Raw genomic sequence first — 20,516 nt, 5'->3', positions numbered from 1 at the left:
CAACAGGAGGACGCAATGCGAGCACGTACCCTCCCCCACTCTCGGCAGCGCTCGAACGGGGGGAAGCCCTTCACCCGCAAGGCCCTGGCCATCGCGGCCGTGGTGTCGCTGGGCACCGGGCTGCTGGCCGGCTGTGCCGACGACGGCGGAGACGGCGACTCCGATTCCTCGTCGGGTGGCAAGGGCAAGACGACGGTCACGTTGGGCCTGTTCGGCACCTTCGGCTTCAAGGAAGCCGGTCTCTACGCCGAGTACGAGAAGCTGAACCCCGACATCAAGATCGCCGAGAACGTTGTCGAGCGCAACGAGAACTACTACCCGGGGCTGCTGAACCACCTCACCACCAACAGCGGCCTGCAGGACGTCCAGGCCGTCGAGGTCGGCAACATCGCGGAGATCGTGGACACCCAGGCCGCCAAGCTCGAGGACCTCTCCAAGGCCGACGGCGTGGACAAGAGCCACTGGCTCGAGTGGAAGTGGGAGCAGGCCACCACCAAGGACGGCCGGACGATCGGTCTGGGCACCGACATCGGCCCGATGGCGATCTGCTACCGCAAGGACCTGTTCGAGAAGGCCGGGCTGCCGTCCGACCGCGCGGAGGTCGCCAAGCTGTGGGAGGGCGACTGGGAAAAGTTCGTCGAGGTCGGTGAGGACTACCAGAAGAAGGCCCCCAAGGGCACCACCTTCCTGGACTCCCCCGGCGGCCTGCTCAACGCGATCCTCAGCAGTGGGAAGGAGAAGTTCTACGACGCCTCCGGCGAGGTCACCTACAAGACCAACCCGGTCGTCAAGGCAGCCTTCGACCTGACCGCCGAGGCCGTCGAGAAGGGCATGATCGGCGCCCAGACGCAGTTCCAGCCGGCCTGGGACCAGACGATCGCCAACAACAAGTTCGCCGCGATGGCCTGCCCGCCGTGGATGCTCGGCTACATCAAGGGCAAGTCGCAGCCCGACGCCGTCGGCAAGTGGGACGTCGCCGTGGCGCCCGAGTCCGGCAACTGGGGCGGCTCCTTCCTGACGGTGCCCAAGAGCGCCAAGAACGTCGACGAGGCCAAGAAGCTCGTCGCCTGGCTGACCGCGCCCGAGCAGCAGGCCAAGCTGTTCGAGGTGCAGGGCAGCTTCCCGAGCGCCCAGGCCGCCTTCGACAGCCCCGAAGTGACCGGTGCGAAGAACGACATGACCGGGGACTCCCCGATCGGTGAGATCTTCTCCGAGGCCGCCCAGCGGATCCCCCTCCAGGCGATCGGCCCGAAGGACCAGATCATCCAGCAGGGCCTGACGGACAACGGCGTCATCCTCGTCACGAAGGGCAAGTCCGCCGAGGAGGCCTGGGAGACGGCCACCAAGACCATCGACAACAACCTGGACAAGTGACCCGGATGTCCACCCGCCACCACACCGCCGCGTCCCCCGTCAAGGGGGGCGCGGTCCCGGGCCGCCCGCCCGGGACCACCGCGTCCGACGGCGAGGAGGAGCGGCGCCGGCGAAAGCTGTCCCGCCGCTGGCAGCGGGACATGCGCTGGAGCCCGTACGCCTTCGTCTCGCCGTTCTTCCTGCTGTTCCTCGCCTTCGGCCTGTTCCCGCTGGTCTACACCGGCTGGGCCTCGCTGCACCAGGTCGAGCTGACCGCCCCGACCGACATGGAATGGGTGGGGCTGCGCAACTTCACCCGGATCTTCGACGACGAGTTCTTCTGGAACGCGGCGCAGAACACGCTGACCATCGGCATCATCTCGACCGTTCCGCAGCTGCTGATGGCGATGGGCATCGCCCACATCCTCAACTACAAGCTGCGCGCCTCGACCTTCTACCGGGTCGCGATGCTCGCGCCGTACGCCACCTCGATCGCCGCCGCCTCCCTGGTGTTCGTGCTGCTCTTCGGGCGTGACTACGGCATGATCAACTGGGCGCTGGACTTCGTCGGGATCGACCCGGTCAACTGGCAGGGCGACAAGTGGCCCTCGCAGTTCGCCGTCTCGACCATCGTCATCTGGCGCTGGACCGGCTACAACGCGCTGATCTACCTGGCCGCGATGCAGGCGATCCCGCACGACCTGTACGAGTCGGCGGCGCTGGACGGCGCCAGCCGCTGGCAGCAGTTCCTGCACGTGACGCTGCCCTCGCTGCGCCCGACCATCCTGTTCACCGTCGTGGTGTCCACCATCGGGGCGAGCCAGGTCTTCGGCGAACCGCTGCTGTTCGACGCCAACAAGGGCGCGTCCGGCGGCGCGGAGCACCAGTTCCAGACGCTCGGCCTGTACCTGTACGAGCAGGGCTGGATCAACCAGCACCTGGGCCGCGCCTCGGCGATCGCGTGGATGATGTTCCTGATCCTGATCGTCATCGGCATCGTCAACTACGTCATCTCGCGCCGGCTGCGCGCCAGTAGTTAAGGAGTTGTGGCCGTGACGACGACTGTGACGCCCCCGCCCCCCGAGACCGCGCCCGTCAAGAAGGAGAAGCGCTCCCGCCTGCCGAAGTCCGCACGGGCCGGCGGTACCCTGCACGGCGGTCCGATCGCGTACGCGATCCTGATCGTGTTCACGATCGTCTCGCTGTTCCCGCTGGTGTGGACCGCGATCGCCGCGTCCCGGGACAACCAGCGCCTGGCGCAGACCCCGCCGCCGTTCTGGTTCGGCTCGAACCTGTTCAAGAACCTGGAGCTCGCCTGGACCGACGCCAACCTCGGTGAGGCGTTCTTCAACACCACGCTCGTCGCGGGCATCTCGGCGGTGACCGTCGTGACCCTGTCGACGATCGCCGGGTTCGCCTTCGCCAAGCTGCGCTTCAAGGGCCGGGGCGCGCTGATGCTGATCGTGATCGGCACGATGATGGTGCCGCCGCAGCTGAGCGTGATCCCGCTGTACATGATGGTCGCCAAGCTCGACTGGACCGACCAGCTGCAGGCGGTCGTCTTCCCGTCGCTGGTGAGCGCGTTCGGCGTGTTCTTCATGCGGCAGTACCTGCTCCAGGCGCTGCCGGACGAGGTCATCGAGGCCGCCAGGGTCGACGGCGCGAGCAGTTGGCGCGTGGTGTGGCACGTGGTGTTCCCGGCGGCGCGGCCGGCGATGGCCGTACTGGGCATGCTGATCTTCGTGCAGACCTGGAACGACTTCCTGTGGCCGTTCCTCGTGCTGACCCAGTCCGGCAACCCGACCGTGCAGGTCGCGGTCGCGGGGCTCGGCCGCGGTTTCACTCCGGACCAGTCCCTGATCATGGCGGGTGCCCTGCTGGGCACGCTGCCGCTGCTGCTGGTCTTCGCGATCTTCGGCAAGCAGATCGTGGGCGGCATCATGCAGGGCGCGGTCAAGGGCTGACACCCGTCCGCGCAGACGCACGGCACGCACGGCACGCACGCACATACGTCCAGCAGGGGGCCGGGTCACCGATGCCTCGGCCCCCGCACCTCGCCCCTGGCCCCCCACTTCACTCTCCTCCTCGTTCTTCTCCCTACTCACCTCTGACTCGTAGGTCCACGACCCCTTATGGGAGCGCTTCCATGCCTGACTCCGCAACGCCGGTGCCCCCGGCGGCCTTTCCCCCGCCTTCCTCTGGGGCGCCGCGACCTCCGCATACCAGATCGAGGGCGCGGTGCGGGAGGACGGTCGTACGCCGTCCATCTGGGACACCTTCAGCCGCACGCCGGGCAAGACCGCCGGCGGCGACACCGGTGACATCGCTGTCGACCACTACCACCGTTACCGCGACGACGTGGCGCTGATGGCGGAACTGGGCCTGGGCGCCTACCGCTTCTCCATCTCCTGGCCCCGGGTGCAGCCGACCGGCCGCGGCCCGGCCGTACGGCGCGGCCTGGACTTCTACCGCCGGCTGGTCGACAAGTTGCTGGCGCACGGCATCAAGCCGGCCGTCACCCTTTACCACTGGGACCTGCCGCAGGAGCTGGAGGACGCGGGCGGCTGGCCGGAGCGCGACACCGCGTACCGCTTCGCCGAGTACGCGCAGATCGTCGGCGAGGCGCTCGGCGACCGGGTGGAGCAGTGGATCACGCTCAACGAGCCGTGGTGCAGCGCGTTTCTGGGCTATGCCTCCGGGGTGCACGCGCCGGGCCGTACCGACCCGGCGGCCTCGCTGCGGGCCGCCCACCACCTGAACCTGGCGCACGGACTGGGCACCGAGGCGCTGCGGTCCGTGATGCCGGCCCGCAACTCGATCGCGATCAGCCTCAACTCCTCGGTGGTCCGGCCTCTTCGGCCGGCGACCCGGCGGACCTGGCGGCGGCGCACAAGATCGACGACCTGTCCAGCGGCATCTTCCACGGCCCGATCCTGAAGGGCGCCTACCCCGAGTCGCTGCTGACGGCGACCTCGTCGCTGACGGACTGGTCGTGCATCCACGACGGCGACCTGGACCTGATCCACCAGCCGCTGGACGCGCTGGGCCTCAACTACTACACGCCCACCCTGGTGTCGGCGGCGGACCCGGACGCGAGGGGACCGCGGGCCGACGGTCACGGGGCGAGCGACCACTCACCGTGGCCGGCCGCGGAGGACGTGGCCTTCCACCAATCGCCCGGGGAGCGCACCGAGATGGGCTGGTCCGTCGACCCGACCGGGCTGCACGACCTGATCATGCGGTACACCCGCGAGGCGCCCGGCCTGCCGCTCTACGTCACCGAGAACGGCGCCGCCTACGACGACAAGCCCGACGCCGACGGCACGGTGCACGACCCGGAACGGATCGCCTACCTGCACGGCCATCTCGCCGCGGTCCGCCGGGCCATCACCGACGGCGCGGACGTGCGCGGCTACTACCTGTGGTCCCTGTTGGACAACTTCGAGTGGGCGTACGGCTACGAGAAGCGCTTCGGCGCGGTCTACGTCGACTACGCGTCCCAGGAGCGGACCCCGAAGGCCAGCGCCCTCTGGTACAGCAGGGCGGCCAAGTCGGGCACCCTGCCGGGGCCGGAGGCCGTCTGACCCTCCCTGGAACGGGGGAGACGGGGGCGGGGAACGGGGCGCGGCGTCTCAGGAGAGCGCCGCGCCCCGCGCGGCTGCCGGGACGCGCGCGACCTCCGGCGAGATCAAGGGCTACGACACCGTCGGCGGCCGGGTGGTCTTAGACCTCGGCGAGACATCCGCGTCATCGGTGTCGGCAACGCCCTGGGCGGGCTGGTCGATGCAGGGCGGGGTTCGCGGCGGGTGCGGACCGGGTGTCGGTCTTCTGCACCTGGCACGACGGCCCGCCGCGCGTGGAGACAGGCAGCTACTGACCGGCCGCCCCGGCCCCCTCCCGCCCCTCACCCGTCACCGGAACACCGACGGTGGTGGCGCCGGCGAGTCGACCGCCGCCAGGTCGCTGACCGGGGCGGCCCCACCGGTGAAGTCCCTGAGTTCCCGCCCGTGCGGGACGCGCCCGGGGTGCGGATCGGAGGCGGCGCGGCGGGTCAGCTCGGCGATCGGCAGGGGCGCGTCGGAGGCGACCAGTACGGAGTTGCCGAAGCGTCTGCCGCGGAGCACCGCCGGGTCGGCGATCAGCGCGAGTTCGGCGAACCGGGCGGCGGCGGTGGCGATCTGGCCGCGCAGATGGGCCAGCGGCGGCCCGTCGGCGAGGTTGGCGACGTAGACCCCACCCGGAGCGAGGGCCCTGCGGACGTCGTCCAGGAACTCGGTCGAGGTCAGGTGGGCGGGGGTGCGGGCCCCGCCGAACACGTCGGCGACGACGAGGCCGGCCCATCCGTCCCGCACCTTCGCGAGCCCTTCCCGGGCGTCCACCGCGCGCACCCTGATCCGCGCCCTGGGGTCCAGCGGCAGCTCCCGGCGGACCAGCCGCACCAGCCGCGCGTCCCGCTCGACGACCTGCTGGGTGGAGCGGGGCCGGGTGGCGGCGACGTACCGGGCGAGGGTGAACGCGCCGCCGCCGAGATGCACCGCCCGCACGGGGTCGCCGGCCGGTACGACGGTGTCGATGACGTGTCCGATCCGCCGCTGGTACTCGAAGGAGAGATACGCCGGATCGTCCAGGTCGACGTGCGACTGCGGGGCGTCGTCGATCAGCAGCGTCCAGGCCCTCGGCCGTTCCCGGTCGGGGACGAGCCGGGCGAGCCCTCCGTCGACGCTCTCGACGACGGCTTCGACGGCGGCCTGCCCGCGTCCGGAGTTCCTGGACCTTCCCATGGGGGCATTGTCGCAACCCGCCCCGGACCGGCCCCGGCCACCCCGAGCACCGCACGCCGCGACTCAGCGACAGCCGTCCACCGCGTCGAGCAGGCGTTGCGCCTCGCCCAGTGCCTCCCGCAAGACCGCGGGATCGGTGGCGAGGCCGGCGTCGCCCTCGGGCGGCAGCAGCCAGTCCGAGCCCTCCACCGGCGGCTCGGGCGCCAGGCTCAGCCCGCGGCCGTCGGTCTCCGTACACGTGCTGCCCGGCACGTCCCACGCCGCGGCCGTCCCCGGCGGCACCAGGAACCCGAGCGTGCTCCCGCCGTCGTCGTGCAGGACGGACCCCACCACGTCCCCCGCCCCCACCGCGCCGCGCCGCAGGATGTCCACCGCCTCCAGGCCCTGCCGGGCCGGAACCGTCACCACCTCGCAGCCGCCCGGCGGCCCGCCCGACGGCGTTCGGGGTTCACTGCTCCGGCTGGTCGCCATCCCGGCCTCCGCATTCCGGCCTCCACCACACACGTGGTTCAACGCGGCGGGCCCTCCTGGGCTACGGCGAAACCCAATAGCACAGAATGGCAGTTCATGGCGGATCACAGACGAGATATCCGGTTTGTGGCCAAACTCTGCGTGGCGACTCCGTCACAGCAGGTACGTTCTTGCCCGCCGGCACCAGAGCGGCGCAACGGATGAACCGCTCTGCTTCCGGCATGGTTCGACGGTTCGCAGAGAGGACCCGGCCATGGCGTCGTCAACGGTGCCCTCGTCCCAGCCCGATCGGCCACCGCGGCCGAATCTCGTCTTCCGGCAACTGCGCGGACCGCGCTCGCCGGCCGAGTTCGCCGCGTCGGTCCGCAGGGCCGCTCGCGAGATCGGCGAGCGGGTCAGCTGTGACGCGCGGTACGTGCACCGGGTGGAGGCAGGCGAGATCCGCTGCCCCAACTATGCCTACGAACGGGTGTTCCTGCACATGTTTCCCGGCCGCACGCTGACCGACCTGGGCTTCGCGCCCCGTGCGTCGGTCCGCGGGCGCCGGGCGCGGGCCGACGGGGGCACTCCCCCGGCGCCCGTCACGGTCCCGGCACTCGTCACGAGTGGGACCGGCGGGGCCCCTGAGCCGTACGACACGCAGAACCCGTACGACACGCACCACAACTATGAGGAGAGCGACGTGCTGCGTCGCGCATTCATGACCGGCGGGGGCGCCACGGTGGCCGCCGCCTCACTGGGCCCGCTCGCCCTGGCCCCGGACGCCGCGGCGGCACAGCACGCCGTGCGCCGTCCCGGCGCGAACGACGCGGGTGCCCTGGAAGAAGCCGTCCGCCGCATCAGGCTGCTCGACGACCGGCACGGGGCCGACGGCCTCTACCGGCGTGCGGCGGCACCGCTGCGCGCCGCCTACGCCCTGCTCGACGCCGGGGCGACCCGGCAGCGGACGGCGGACCGGCTGTACTCGGGCGCCGGTGAACTGGCCATCTCGGTGGGCTGGCTGGCGCACGACTCGGGCCGGTTCGACGACGCCCGCTCGCACTACGCGGAGGCGCTGGCGACCGCGCGGGTGACCGGGGACCCGGGGCTGGAGGCGCACGCCTTCTGCAACACGGCGTTCCTCGCCCGGGACTCGGCAGGCCCCGGGAGGCGGTGCGGGCGGCGCAGGCCGCGCAGCGGGCCGCGCGCCCGCTCGGCTCCGCCCGGCTGATGTCGCTGCTGGCGCTGCGCGAGGCGGGCGGCTGGGCGGGGCTCGCCGACCGGTCCGGCTGCGAGCAGGCACTGGCCCGCGCACAGGCCTACTTCGACCGCGGCCCCGCACCGGCCGACCCCGAGTGGATGACCTTCTACGGGGAGGCCGAACTGGAGGGCCTGGAGGCGCAGTGCTGGTCGACCCTGGGCGACTGGCCGCGGGCGGCCCGGCACGCGCGGCGGGCGGCGGAGCTCCAGGACCCGCACTTCACCCGCAACATCGCGCTGTACACGGCGGAACTGGCGGACGACCTGGCCCGCGGCGGACGCCCGGACGAGGCGGCGGCCGCGGGGATGCGGGTGCTGGACCTGCTGCCCGAGGTCCAGTCGTCCCGGGTCCGCACGATGCTGGCGGGCACGGCCCGCGTACTCCTCCCGCACCGCCGCACCTCGGAGGTGTCGGCCTTCCTGGAGCGCCACGGCTCCCTCCCCGCATGACGTAGACGCCCCGGCCGGCGTCAGGACCGGATCGGCGCCGACCCCGGATCGGCGCCGGTCAGCCCGCCAGGTGCCCCAGGTCGTTCCAGCTCTCGATGGCCGGCTCCCCGTACGCCCAGCCCAGGACCGACAGCGACGTCGGGTTGAGGCGGATGCGGGCCCCGAAGTCGAGCGGCAGCCCCAGCCAGCGGGCGCCGATCGAGCGCAGGATGTGCCCGTGGGCGAAGACCAGCACGTCCCGGTCGGCGGAGCGCGCCCAGGCGACCGCCTCGTCCGCGCGGGCCGTCACCTCGTCGAGGGTCTCCCCCTCGGGCACGCCGTCGCGCCAGATCAGCCAGCCGGGGCGGTCCGCCCGTATCTCGGCGGGGGTCATGCCCTCGTACGCCCCGTAGTGCCACTCCATGAGGGTGTCCCAGGTCTGCGCACGCTCGCCGAATCCGGCGAGTTCGCAGGTCTCCCGCGCGCGTACCAGCGGGCTGGTGCGCACCTCGAGGTCCGGCATCCCGTCGTACGGCGGCCGGTGCAGGCGCTCACCGAGCAGCTTGGCGCCCTGCCGCCCCTCGTCCAGGAGCGGCACGTCGGTCCTGCCGGTGTGCTTGCCGGACAACGACCACGCGGTCTGTCCGTGCCGGGCCAGCAGGATGCGCGGTGCCATGGGAGACCTTCCAGGAGGAATCGGGGGCGCGACCCCTCCATCATCGCGCACCCAAAGACGGGCAACCCGGCGGACGATCGCAGCGTCTATCAGGGCCGAGGGCGCCTCATCAGGGGCGCGCGTACGCCTAGAGTGGCTGATCGGATCGCCGCCGGGGCGGGAGTGAGCGTGAAGGGGAGGGCGATCGGATGCCGCACACCGAGACACCGGGTGCCGAAGGGGCCCCGGCGATCCGGCTGCGCTGGTGGACCGAGCTGCCGCTGATACTTCTCGTGTACGCCTGCTACTCGGCGGGGCGCCTGCTCGTCCGGGGCGACGTCACCGACGCCGTGGACCACGGACTGGCGATCCTGCGCATCGAGCAGGCGCTCCACCTCAACGCCGAGCACCCGCTCAACCGGCTGTTCACGCGCGAGCCGTGGCTGGGCGTACCGGCCGACTTCTGGTACGCGTCGCTGCACTACCTGGTGACGCCCGCGCTCCTGGTCTGGCTGTTCCGCTCCCGCGCGGTGCACTATCACGCCGCCCGCACCTGGCTGATGACGTCCACCTTCATCGGGCTGATCGGCTTCACCCTGCTGCCCACCTGCCCGCCCAGACTGCTCGACGCGAGCCACGGTTTCGTCGACACCATGGCCCAGTACAGCTCGTACGGCTGGTGGGCCGGTGAGGCCAGCGCCCCGCGGGGCCTGGGCGGGCTGACCAACCAGTACGCGGCGATGCCGAGCCTGCATGTGGGCTGGGCCCTGTGGTGCGGCGTGATCCTGTGGCGGATCGGCGGTACGCGGGCGGCGAAGACGGCCGCCGTCGGCTATCCGCTGGTGACGGTCGTCGTGGTGATGGGCACCGCCAACCACTACTTCCTCGACGTGGTCGCGGGTGCCCTCGTGATGGGCGCCGGGCTGCTGCTCGTACCCGTCGTGACGCGGTACACGAACCGGGCGAGGACCCGCCCGCTGCCGCGCCCGGCGCCGGTCCCCACGGCCTCTCCCGTCACGGGTTCCCCGATTGTCAGTGCCGGATGCCAGACTTCCGCGGGTGAGCAATTTCCACGACAGCGGCCACGGCAGCGGCAGTTCGAGCCACGGTTCGCCCCGGGAGCCGAGCCGGGCGGCGCACCCCCCTCCGACCAGGGGAAGGAGCCCAGGCCGCTCCGGCACCGGCTCGCTGAGCTGCGCGGTCCGGACGTGCCGGCGAAGGCACTGGACGCGCGCGCCCTGGCCGCCCTGGCCGCCAACCCGGGCTGCGAGCGCCGCGCGATCCTCGACGGCGCGGGCGTGGACAAGGCACGACTGGCGGGCGCGCTGGGCTCGGCCTCGGTCTTCGGCCAGTCCCAGTTCGCGTTCGTCCGGGGCAACGCGTTCGAGGCCCGGGTCAAGGCGGACGGCGGCACGGAGTTGCTGCGGCTCGTCCACGAGAAGCTGGACCGCTCCGCGGAACCGCCCGCCGGGGCGCGGGTGCCGGACCTGACCGCGTCCGGCCCCCAGGGGCGGGCGGCGCGCACGGAGTTGGCGCTGGGCGAGGCCGCGCGGGCGCGGGACGGGTGGACGCTGCTCGACCATCCCCTGCTCGCGCTGGACGTCGCGGGCTCGCCGGCCTTCCTGGAGCCGGACGCGGTGGTGGTGCACCCGGACGGCAGCTGGACGGTCGTGGAGATCAAGTCCTTCCCCATGCTGGACGGTTCGGCGGACCCGGCGAAGGTCGGCGCGGCGGCCCGGCAGGCGGCGGTGTACGTGCTGGCGCTGGAGGAGGTCGCCGCCCGCCTCACCACCGTCCCGGCCCCCCGCGTGCGGCACCGGGTCCTGCTGGTGTGCCCCAAGGACTTCTCCAACCTGCCGACCGCGTCCGCCGTGGACGTGCGCAAGCAGCGCGCGGTGACCGCCCGTCAGCTGGCCCGGCTCACCCGGATCGAGGACATCGCCGGCGCGCTTCCCGAGGGCACCTGTTTCGCGCCCGAGCTGCCCCGCGAGCGGCTCACGGCGGCCGTGGAGTCGGTCCCGGCGAGCTATGCGCCGGAGTGCCTGTCCGCGTGCGAGCTGGCCTTCCACTGCCGGGACCGTTCCCGCGCGCAGGGCGCGGTGACCTCCCTGGGCCGCCCGGTGCGCGCCGAACTGGGCGGTCTGACGACGGTCGAGGACGTGCTGGCGGCGGCCCGCGGCGAGGCCGGCGATCCCGACGATCCGACGGTGGCCGTCCTGCGCAGGGCGGCGGCGCTGCGGGCGGAGGCCCTCGCCGGCGCGGGGGCCTCCGCAGGCGGGGGGCTTTCGCCGGCAGTGGCGCTTTCACCGACGGAGAGGCCCTCGCCGGCCGCCCGGAGGTGGCCCCTTGTCCCTGATCGCCACCCTGGCCCGCCTCGAGGCCGTCAGCACCGGCCGCGCCCAGCCCGCCGCCACCGTCCGGCACCGGCATCTGTCCGAGCGGCCGCTGGTGTTCGTGCCGCTGATCACCGCCGGTGAGGCGGGTGCCCCGCTCGGCGCGCTGGTGGGCACCGACCGGGACGCACCGCGGCTGCTGGCCGTGCCGCAGCCGCGCGACCGCGACCTCAGGTTCGCGTTCCTGGCCGAACTGGCCGACGTGGTCCTGCCGTACGTGGACAGCTGCGCCGAGGCCGTGGAGGCCGCGGAGCGCAGCGAGACCGACCCGGAGACCGGAAAGCGGGTCAAGGTCGAGGTCGAGCTGTGCGCGGACGCGCCGCAGCTGATCGTGCCGAGCCGGGCCGGTGTCGACCTCGTACGGCTCCTCGGCCGTTCCACGCGGTTCCGGCGCACGGCGGAGCAGGACCCGGAGGCACCCTTCCCGGCGCCGCCCCGGGTGCCGTTGCTGGGGCGGTGGCTGACGCACTTCGGGGAGCGGGCCCGGGTGCCCGGCTCGTCGCTGCTGCCGGCCATGACGGATCTGCTGAGCCGGCACTGGGCGACCGGTCAGTCCACGCTGGAGGACCAGCATCTGGGGGCGCTGCTCGCGTGGATCGCCCCGCCCGAGGGACGCTCCGGGGCCGAGGCGGCGCGGGAGGCGGAGCTGGCGCGGGACGCCGACGGACAGTTGCGGTGTCCGCCCGCGGGCCCGGCGACCGACCCGGCGTTCGACAACAAGCTGCTCGCCCCGGCCATCGAGCGGTACGACCGCGCCCGCAGCGCGCTCGCCGCCGCGGAGGACGGCCTGGAGGCCGACGACCGGCTCGGCGTGCTGGCCGCCGCCGAGCGGGAGATCCGCGCGCTGGTGGAGAGCCGTACGCGGCCCACCTGGGACGCGGTGTGGCGGGGCCTGGACCTGCTGCGCGCGCTGCCGGAGGGTGCGCGCGTCGAGGAGCGGTGGACGCGCGACCGCTGGTCGTTCACCGGTCACCGGGACCGGGTGCTGGCCGGTGAGCCGCCGCAGCCGCGCCGCGACGACGCGGTGACGGCGGCCAACAAGCTGGCCGCGCGTGAGCGGGAACAGGCCCGGCTGGAGGCCCAGGAGGCCCTGGACGACCCGCTGGTGATGGCGGGCCGGCGGCTGTCCGGGGAGGCGTTCGCGGGCGAGGTCACCGATGTCGTCATGGCGTACAGCGAGAGCAGGCGGCCGAGCCCCCGCCCGCTGGTCACCGTCCGGACGGACGACCGCCCGCACCTGGGCGAGCGGGCCAGGGTGTACCGCTCGCTGGGCGGGAAACCGCAGACGGCCGAGTTCGTCGCCGGGGAGGAGGACGGGGCGCTGCTCGTCCTGCGGATCATGGACAGGATGGGCCGCGGCAAGGAGCCCGAGGCGGGTTCGGTGCCGGAGAAGGGCGACCGGGTCTGCTTCACGCTGTTCGCACACGAGCCGCGCGGCGGGGCGAAGCTCCCCGACCCGGAGGAGACCCCGTGGACGCACGGCGGTCCGCCCGGCGCCGCGGCCGCCACACCGGAGGCCGCCGACCCGGTGACCGAGGAGGACGTGCTTTGAACCCTCCCCCTCGCGAACGAGGAGGATTCCTGGCTCACGCCGCCCCGTCGCTCAGCGAACGACCAGGTCTTACGCGATCGGCACCAGCCGGGTGGGAACCAGCCCGGTTTCCCCAGAGACCGGAGGTTGCTGTGCCGGCTCGGCCCTCGCTCAGCACGCCGCGACACCACCATCCGTCGACGGACTGGAACTCTCAGTGATCACTCCTGGCCAAGAGGCCGTTACCGACCCCGGCGCGGCCGCCACCCGTGCCACCGACGCGATCCTGCGCGACACCCTGCACGGCACCGCGCGCGGTGTGGTCGTCGACTCCCCGCCCGGTGCCGGCAAGTCCACGCTGGTGGTCCGCGCGGCGCTGGAACTGGCCGAGGTGGGGCGCCCGTTGATGGTGGTGGCACAGACCAACGCCCAGGTCGACGACCTGGTCCTGCGGCTCGCCGAGAAGAACCCGGGCCTGCCGGTCGGTCGGCTGCACAGCAGTGACACCGACCCGTACGACAAGGCGCTGGACGAGCTGGAGAACGTGCGCAAGTCGGCGAAGGCGGCCGATCTCGCCGGGCTCGACGTGGTCATCTCCACGGCCGCCAAGTGGGCGCACGTCAAGGGCGTCGAACCGTGGGCGCACGCGATCGTCGACGAGGCGTACCAGATGCGCTCGGACGCGCTGCTCGCCGTGGCGGGGCTGTTCGAGCGGGCCCTGTTCGTGGGCGACCCGGGGCAGTTGGACCCGTTCTCGATCGTGGGCGGCGAGCAGTGGGCGGGCCTGTCGTACGACCCGTCCGCGTCCGCAGTGACGACCCTGCTCGCCCACAATCCCGAACTGCCGCAGCACCGCCTGCCGGTGTCGTGGCGGCTGCCCGCCTCGGCGGCGCCCCTGGTGTCGGACGCGTTCTACCCGTACACGCCGTTCCGCAGCGGCACCGGCCCCGGCGACCGACGACTCACCCTCGGTGTGCCGCCGGACGGTTCGGGTCCGGACCGGGTGATCGACGAGGCCGCCGAGTCCGGCTGGGGTCTGCTGGAGCTGCCCGCCCGGCACACCCCGCGCACCGATCCGGAGGCGGTCCGGGCGGTGGCCCTGGTCGTCCGCCGGCTGCTGGACCGGAAGGGCGCGTCGGTGTCGGAGCGATCGCGAGCCCCCATCCCCCTCACCGCCGACCGGATCGCCGTCGGCACCGCCCACCGCGACCAGGCGGCGGCGGTCCGGGCGGCGCTGGCCGAGCTGGACGTGGTGGACGTCACCGTCGACACGGCGAACCGGCTCCAGGGGCGGGAGTTCGACGTCACGGTGGTGCTGCATCCGCTCTCCGGCCGCCCCGACGCCACCGCCTTCCACCTGGAGACGGGCAGACTGTGCGTGCTGGCCTCCCGGCACCGGCACGCCTGCATCGTGGTGTGCAGGGCGGGCGTGGGCGATCTGCTGGACGCCTATCCGTCGACGGAACCGGTCCAGCTGGGCACCCTCGTGAAGTTCCCGGACGGCTGGGAGGCCAACCACTCGGTCCTGGCCCACCTCGCGGAGCACCGGATCACGTGGCGGCCCTGACTTCGGCGGTCAGGGCCGCCTGCCCCGAGGCCCTCTTGCCAGGGCGCGGGACAATGGACGGTGGCCCACTCACCGGCGGGCCGACGTGACGTACGCGTACGACCGGCATGACGAGTACGACGAGTGCGACGCGTACGACGAGAAGGACAAGAGGGAGATGACATGGCGGAGCCCACGCCGCACCGGGACGAACCGCGGCTACGCCCCGCGCCCCTGCTCTTCGAGCCCGCGGAGGCGGCCGCCGATCCGGAGCACTTCTTCGACCTGGAGTCGATCGACGATCCGCGCGCGCTGCTGGAGCGGGCGACGGAGCTGACGCTCGCGTTCCGCGCGGCGACGGACCGGGCGGTGGAGTTCCAGGCGGTGGCGGCGGCGCAGCTGGCCGACCCGCGGCGCTTCGACCGGCTGACGTCGGCCGACATCGCCGAGCGGGCCGAGTGGACCGAGGACTACGCGAAGAAGATGATCGAGTTCGGGCGGGACCTGCTGCACGGGGGCGAGGGCCGGGGGCACGCCGATCCGGTGTGAGCGGCGCGCCCGGGCCGGCCCGCGCGACCGGCCCACCGCAGTCGAACGAGCGTGGCATATGCCAGGTGGGCAAGATACCCCCTTCCCGCACCGGTGTCCTCCATTCCCGCAACTCTGGGAAACGGTTCCCTCACCGCGGGTAGACAGACCCCATGAGCAGTCCACGCAATGTCTCCGACGTCAGCGGTGTCACCCCGGACGGCGCTGCCTGGCTCGCCTCCGCAGGAGCGTATCCGCGCAGCACCCTCTCGCTCTGGGAGGAGCGGCCGTACGCGCCCGTCGTGCTGCCCTGCGGCTCCGCCTTCGACGTGGTGAGCGCCCCCTCGGCCTTCGGGCGGCGGATGCTGGACCGGATGTGGGACGAGGGGCCGGGCTCCGGTCCGGTGGCCGAGTTCCGCGGCCGGATGCTGCTGTTCTCCGCTCCCGGCACGGCCCAGCGGCTGCCCGCGCTACTGGAGTGGGAGGAGTGGGGCGCCCGCGGCGGGAAGACCGCGGAAGCCGGCCGTACGGGCGCCGTTCCGCCCCTGCTGTGCCACGGCACCGGCGACGCGGTGACCGTTCCGGCCCCGGGTCCCGGGGCCCCGGCGGACCGCTCCGGCTCGCGCTGGCTGGTCGCCCCGGACACGCGTCGCCCCTGGTTGCCGGGCCCGGAGGTGCTGCTCTGGGCGGCCGTACGGGCGGCCCGCGCGGCCGTGCGGATATCGATTTTTCCTCCCGCCGACCGGGGTGCTAATGTCTACGACGTCGGCAGGCGCCGCTAGCTCAGTTGGTTAGAGCAGCTGACTCTTAATCAGCGGGTCCGGGGTTCGAGTCCCTGGCGGCGCACGACACGGAAAGGCCTCTTGCGAAAGCAAGGGGCCTTTTACGCGTCTCCCTCCCCCACCCCCGGCCCGGCGCTGATCTGCACCGTCCACGCCCCCGAATCCGTACGCCCCAGCACCTCCACCCGCGCGTCCTCCCCCGGCACCGTGAAGCGCTCGCCGAGGGCGACCGGGGCGTCCGCGAGGGGCGGGTAGACCGAGTCCCCCGGCAGGCCTCCGTGTGCGGGTGGGCGTCGATCACCTCGATCGGGCCCTCACCGGACCGGGTGGTGCCGCGCACCTTGTAGACCAGCACCCCCGACCGGCAGGCGCCCACGTCGTCGCCGACGGGACCGCGCGCCTCGAAGGCGAGCACGCTGTCCGGGCCGGTGCGCACCACGGCGAGCTTGATGCCCCCGCCCAGCCCGAAGGCCGGTGCCCCGGCGGCACCGGTCACCGGCACGCCGGGCCCCGCCCCGAGCGGTTCCAGCGTCAGCCGTACCGGCCCCGCGTCCTGCACGCACCGCACCTGCCGGGGCGCCAGCCAGCCCAGCTTCCACTTGTGCCAGCCGAACAGGTCGGGAGCGAGAGCGAACTGGCTTCCCATCAGGTCCCAGTCGCCGACGTGGGTGTCCCAGTCGCCCTTGCCGTCCGTGGGCCGGTTGTAGAGGTCGGGGAGGTCGAAGACATGGCCGGTCTCATGGGCGAGGACCAGCCGGTCCGGGGGATGGTTCTCGAACACGGTGACGATCCGGCGGATGTCGGTGCCGTCCGCCCGCAGCGGGGTCTCCAGGTTGACGACCTTCGTGGCGTCGGAGTCCACCCCGGGCGCGTCCGGGTCGGCGACGAAGTACACGACGTCGTAGCGCGAGAAGTCGACCCGCGGGTCGACGGCGGCGAGCGCGTCGCGCAGGTAGGCGGACCGGTCCCGCAGGGTCCAGTCACGCTGTATGGCGTACGCGGTGGACGGGCGCGGCATCGGGATCCAGCCATGCAGGACGTGCGGGCGCAGGGTGAACCTTCCGTAGGAGGCCCGGCGGAAGAAGTCGCCGGTGGCGGGGAAGTGGTCGGCGGCGATGTCGTCGGGGGTGGTCAGGGGGTGCGAGTCCGGGAAGGACAGGAACACCATGACGGCGTCCAGCCGGCCGGTCGGCCGGGGGTAGGCGGCGTTCCAGGTGTCCAGGCCCTCCGAGTGGTGCGTGTCGGTGCGGGTCAGGGCGCAGGGGGCCGCGGAGAAGGGTTCGGCGGCGGAGGGGGCCGCCACCAGGGACGTGGCCGCGAGCGCCGACATGGTGGTGAACACGGCCGCCGCGCTGCGCAGCCAGGGGCGTACACCCGGACGGCTCAATCCCCTGAGGGCCTCACGACCGAGTCCTCTCAGGGGGAGCTGGCGCGGCACAAAGACCTCCGGGAGACGGTTCGCGGGACACCGCACCCAGAATGTGGTGGATTGTCATATAACGCACTGTTTATCTGCACCGGACGGGTGAGAGGGCGAGGAATCCGTTCACGTTCGACACCTCGAACCACTTACGGAACGTCACAACCGGTCGGAGGCCTGAATAAGCCGTCCACCTCCGAGCAGAAACGATCTGGCAGAGATGCGGGACCGTCCTGGACACTGGACAGTGACTGGAAGGGCTTCGGGTCGGCCTCTATGATCGGCACACTTTCCTGAGACATTCCTGAGGCTTTCCGGCACGGACAGCGATCGAGTGCACGGCGGGAGCGAGCGGTGAGCGGAACGTCCGAAGGGCCGACGCCCGCAGCAGACCTCAGCCGACCTACCATCACGGAGAGTGACATCTCTGCCCCACCCCGTACCGAACGTGAAGAGCCGCCCTCACCCCCGTCGTACCGCTCCGTCTTCACGGCCGCTCCGCTCGCCATGGCCGTGGTCGACCGCGAGGGCAGGGTGGTCAGCGCCAACAGCACCCTCGCCGCCCTGCTGGGCCGCGCCCCGGACACCCTGGTCGGGGCCGCCGCCGCCGACCTGGTGGACCTCTCCTCCGACGCCCGCGCCTGGCACGCCTACCGCGAGGTGCTGCGCGGCCGGCAGGCGAAGCTGCGCTGCACCCGCCGGCTCAAGCACCCTGAGGGGCACTCGCTGTGGGTGCAGGTGTCGGTCGCGCCACTCCCCGCGGACGCGGGCGGTACGCACGACGGGCCCGGTGTCCTGCTGTCCGTCGCCGACGTCAGCGCCCGCCGCGAACTCCAGGCCCGGCTCCACTACTTGCAGATGCACGACCCGGTGACCCGGCTGCCCAACCGCACCCTGTTCTTCGAACGGCTGACGGCCGCCCTGGAGGCGGAGTCCTACGAGCGGAGCGGCACCGGCCGGATCGGACTCTGCTCCCTGGACCTCGACGGTTTCAAGGCCATCAACGACGCCCTGGGCCACCGCGTCGGCGACCGGCTGCTGGCCGCCGTCGCCGAACGGCTGACGCTGTGCGCCGAGGAGGCGGGCCGGTCCAGGACCGGCACCCCGCTGGTGGCCCGACTCGGCGGGGACGAGTTCGCGCTGCTGGTCGAGGACTCCACGGGCACCGAACAGCTGGCGGACCTCGCCGAGTCGGTGCTCGGGGCGATCCAGGACCCCTTCGAGGTGGCCGGCCAGCGGCTGTCGGTCTCGGCGTCCATCGGGGTGGTCGAACGGCACGCGGCCGGGACCACGCCCACCGCGCTGATGCAGGCCGCCGACACGACGCTCTACTGGGCGAAGGCCGACGGCAAGTCCCGCTGGACCCTGTTCGACCCGGAACGCAACGCGCACCGCATGACCCGCCAGGCCCTCGCCTCCACGCTCCGCCCCGCCGTCGACCGGGGCGAGTTCACGCTGGAGTACCAGCCGCTGGTCGGCATGGAGGACGACCGGGTGCACGGGGTGGAGGCCCTGGTCCGCTGGAACCACCCGCAGTTCGGCACCCTGACACCGAATCGGTTCATCTCCATCGCCGAGGAGGACGGTTCGATCGTCCAGCTCGGGCGCTGGGTGCTGCGCACCGCCTGCCGACAGGCCCGCCGCTGGCAGGTCGAGCTCCCCACCGAGCCGCCGATCTTCGTCAGCGTGAATGTGGCGGTCCGGCAGGTCTGGGACTCCGACCTGGTGGCGGACGTCGCCGAGACCCTGACGGAGACGGGCCTGGCGCCGCAGCTGCTCCAGCTGGAGCTGACCGAGTCGGCGGTGATGGGCTCGGCGGGCCGGCCCCTCCAGGCGCTGAAGGCGCTCAGCGACATGGGCGTGCGCATCGCCATCGACGACTTCGGCACCGGCTACTCGAACCTGGCCTACCTCAGCCGGCTGCCGGTGTCGGTACTGAAACTGGACGGCGCCTTCGTCCGGGGCTTCACCTACGAGGACCGGGACGAGACGCCCAGCCCGGCGGACGAGGCCATCGTCGAGGCGATGGTGCAGCTCGCCCACCGGCTGGGGCTGACGGTCACCGCGGAGTGCGTGGAGACCGCGGCGCAGGCCACCCGGCTGCGCCGGATCGGGTGCGACACCGGCCAGGGCTGGCTGTACTCCCGTCCGGTGTCGCCGGACCGCATCTCCGAACTGCTGGGCACGCCCGGGGTTCAGGCGGACGTCGTCGGCAACCCGTAGGCGTCCGCGATGAGTTCGTAGGACCGCAGGCGTACGTCACCGCTGTGCGCGTTGGCCGTGATCATCAGCTCGTCGGCGCCGGTGCGCTTGTGCAGCTCGTCCAGTCCGGCGCGGACCTCGTCCGGGGTGCCGTGCACGACGTTGGCGTTCCAGGAGTCGACGAAGTCCTGCTCCATCGGCGAGAACGGGTACGCCTCCGCCTCCTCGGGAGTGGGAACCAGGCCGGGACGGCCGGTGCGCAGCCGGACCATGTTGAGCGCGGCGGCCAGGACCTGGCGCCGGGCCTCCTTCTCCTCGTCGGCCGCGAGCGCGGAGACCCCGATCAGGGCGTAGGGCTCGTCGAGGACGTCGCTCGGGCTGAACGACTCGCGGTAGAGGTCCAGCGCGGGGACGGTGTTCTGTGCCGAGAAGTGGTGGGCGAAGGCGAACGGCAGGCCGAGCATGCCGGCCAGCCGGGCGCTGAAACCGGAGGAGCCGAGCAGCCAGATCGGCGGCCGGTGCGTCGACTGCACTCCGCCGGGCGAGGTCGCCTGGACCGGGCCGGGGACGGCGTGGATGCGGCGGTAGCGGTGGCCGTCGGGGAAGTCGTCGTCGAGGAAGCGGGTCAGCTCGGCGAGCTGCTGGGGGAAGTCGTCGGCGCCCTCGTTCAGCCTTTCGGAACGGCGCAGGGCGGCGGCGGTGGCGCCGTCGGTGCCCGGGGCGCGGCCGAGGCCGAGGTCGATCCGGCCGGGGGCCATGGCCTCGAGCGTGCCGAACTGCTCGGCGATGACGAGCGGGGCGTGGTTGGGCAGCATGACCCCGCCCGAGCCGAGCCGGATGCGGTCGGTGTGCGCGGCGAGGTGGGCCAGGATCACCGCCGGGGACGAGGAGGCCACACCCGGCATGGAGTGGTGCTCGGCGACCCAGAACCGGTGGAAGCCGCGCGTCTCGGTGAGACGGGCGAGGTCGACGCCGGTGCGCAGCGCCTCGGTGGCGGTGTGGCCGGCGCCGACGGTGACCAGGTCGAGGACGGACAGGGGGACGGGGGCGGCGCCCTGGGCCGTGCCTCGGATCTCGCCGGCTGCGGTGTCGTCTGCGGCCACGGTGGGGTGCCTCCTGTTGTCGGGTGACGTCTCGCCAACCCGCCAACAGGAGGCTGTCCCCGCTTATTCCCTCCGTCCACCGC

At 72.7% G+C, this 20,516-nt stretch carries 12 protein-coding genes, 1 tRNA gene and 5 pseudogenes; 13 read left to right on the top strand and 5 right to left on the bottom strand.

Going from position 1 to position 20,516, the window contains the following annotated elements; all coding sequences use genetic code 11:
• Positions 1-15 precede the first annotated feature (15 nt).
• The 4 genes and pseudogenes from WJ438_RS26395 (at position 16) to WJ438_RS26380 (ending at position 4,937) form a co-directional block, all read left to right on the top strand.
• Complete coding sequence (locus WJ438_RS26395; RefSeq protein WP_406727434.1) at positions 16-1,374, top strand: ABC transporter substrate-binding protein; 1,359 nt, start codon at positions 16-18, stop codon at positions 1,372-1,374.
• A 5-nt stretch (positions 1,375-1,379) separates the two neighbouring features.
• On the top strand, positions 1,380-2,393 hold the full coding sequence (locus WJ438_RS26390; protein WP_406729816.1) for a carbohydrate ABC transporter permease: 1,014 nt from the start codon (positions 1,380-1,382) through the stop codon (positions 2,391-2,393).
• Between the two features lie 12 nt (positions 2,394-2,405).
• Positions 2,406-3,317 (top strand): carbohydrate ABC transporter permease, encoded by a 912-nt coding sequence (locus WJ438_RS26385; RefSeq protein ID WP_406727433.1) that lies wholly within the window; start codon positions 2,406-2,408, stop codon positions 3,315-3,317.
• Between the two features lie 182 nt (positions 3,318-3,499).
• Positions 3,500-4,937: pseudogene (locus tag WJ438_RS26380) on the top strand (GH1 family beta-glucosidase).
• A gap of 327 nt (positions 4,938-5,264) precedes the next feature.
• Here WJ438_RS26380 and WJ438_RS26375 read toward each other — a convergent pair.
• Both WJ438_RS26375 and WJ438_RS26370 read right to left on the bottom strand, forming a co-directional pair.
• A complete protein-coding gene (locus tag WJ438_RS26375) occupies positions 5,265-6,134 on the bottom strand; it encodes a spermidine synthase (RefSeq protein ID WP_406727432.1) in 870 nt (289 codons plus the stop codon).
• Between the two features lie 63 nt (positions 6,135-6,197).
• Positions 6,198-6,605 carry a hypothetical protein gene (locus WJ438_RS26370; protein WP_406727431.1) on the bottom strand — a complete coding sequence of 136 codons (408 nt, stop codon included), beginning with the start codon at positions 6,603-6,605 and terminating at the stop codon, positions 6,198-6,200.
• Positions 6,606-6,858: 253 nt separating this feature from the next.
• On the opposite strand from WJ438_RS26370, the pseudogene WJ438_RS26365 reads away from it, so the two are divergent.
• Positions 6,859-8,294 (top strand): annotated as a pseudogene (locus WJ438_RS26365) (hypothetical protein).
• Between the two features lie 58 nt (positions 8,295-8,352).
• Here the strand turns inward: WJ438_RS26365 and WJ438_RS26360 are convergent.
• A complete protein-coding gene (locus tag WJ438_RS26360; protein WP_406727430.1) occupies positions 8,353-8,949 on the bottom strand; it encodes a histidine phosphatase family protein in 597 nt (198 codons plus the stop codon).
• A 188-nt stretch (positions 8,950-9,137) separates the two neighbouring features.
• Between WJ438_RS26360 and WJ438_RS26355 the strand changes: the two are divergent.
• From WJ438_RS26355 to WJ438_RS26325, 7 genes and pseudogenes are all read left to right on the top strand, one after another.
• Positions 9,138-10,106: pseudogene (locus tag WJ438_RS26355) on the top strand (phosphatase PAP2 family protein); the annotation flags it as partial.
• Positions 10,107-10,121: 15 nt separating this feature from the next.
• Positions 10,122-11,195: pseudogene (locus WJ438_RS26350) on the top strand (hypothetical protein); the annotation flags it as partial.
• A 79-nt stretch (positions 11,196-11,274) separates the two neighbouring features.
• Positions 11,275-12,873 (top strand): hypothetical protein, encoded by a 1,599-nt coding sequence (locus WJ438_RS26345; RefSeq protein ID WP_406727429.1) that lies wholly within the window; start codon positions 11,275-11,277, stop codon positions 12,871-12,873.
• A gap of 199 nt (positions 12,874-13,072) precedes the next feature.
• Positions 13,073-14,419, top strand: a complete 1,347-nt coding sequence (locus tag WJ438_RS26340; RefSeq protein ID WP_406729815.1) for an AAA domain-containing protein — start codon at positions 13,073-13,075, stop codon at positions 14,417-14,419.
• 162 nt (positions 14,420-14,581) lie between these two features.
• Positions 14,582-14,947: a hypothetical protein gene (locus WJ438_RS26335; RefSeq protein WP_406727428.1), complete on the top strand. Its 366-nt coding sequence runs from the start codon at positions 14,582-14,584 to the stop codon at positions 14,945-14,947.
• Positions 14,948-15,099: 152 nt separating this feature from the next.
• Complete coding sequence (locus WJ438_RS26330) at positions 15,100-15,708, top strand: bifunctional DNA primase/polymerase (RefSeq protein ID WP_406727427.1); 609 nt, start codon at positions 15,100-15,102, stop codon at positions 15,706-15,708.
• Positions 15,699-15,772, top strand: a tRNA-Lys gene (locus WJ438_RS26325). Before WJ438_RS26330 ends, WJ438_RS26325 begins: the two co-directional genes overlap by 10 nt.
• A 37-nt stretch (positions 15,773-15,809) precedes the next feature.
• Here WJ438_RS26325 and WJ438_RS26320 read toward each other — a convergent pair.
• Positions 15,810-17,038: pseudogene (locus WJ438_RS26320) on the bottom strand (M6 family metalloprotease domain-containing protein).
• 444 nt (positions 17,039-17,482) lie between these two features.
• On the opposite strand from WJ438_RS26320, the gene WJ438_RS26315 reads away from it, so the two are divergent.
• Complete coding sequence (locus WJ438_RS26315) at positions 17,483-19,351, top strand: putative bifunctional diguanylate cyclase/phosphodiesterase (protein WP_406727426.1); 1,869 nt, start codon at positions 17,483-17,485, stop codon at positions 19,349-19,351.
• On the opposite strand, the gene WJ438_RS26310 is transcribed toward WJ438_RS26315, so the two are convergent.
• Positions 19,324-20,433 (bottom strand): LLM class flavin-dependent oxidoreductase, encoded by a 1,110-nt coding sequence (locus tag WJ438_RS26310; protein WP_406727425.1) that lies wholly within the window; start codon positions 20,431-20,433, stop codon positions 19,324-19,326. The two genes, WJ438_RS26315 and WJ438_RS26310, sit on opposite strands and share 28 nt — an antisense overlap.
• Positions 20,434-20,516 lie beyond the last annotated feature (83 nt).

This window comes from Streptomyces sp. GD-15H, from assembly GCF_045291515.1.
Lineage (GTDB): Bacteria > Actinomycetota > Actinomycetes > Streptomycetales > Streptomycetaceae > Streptomyces.
The sequence above is the reverse complement of the archived record's forward strand: the minus strand, read 5'-3'. Positions and strand labels throughout refer to the sequence as shown.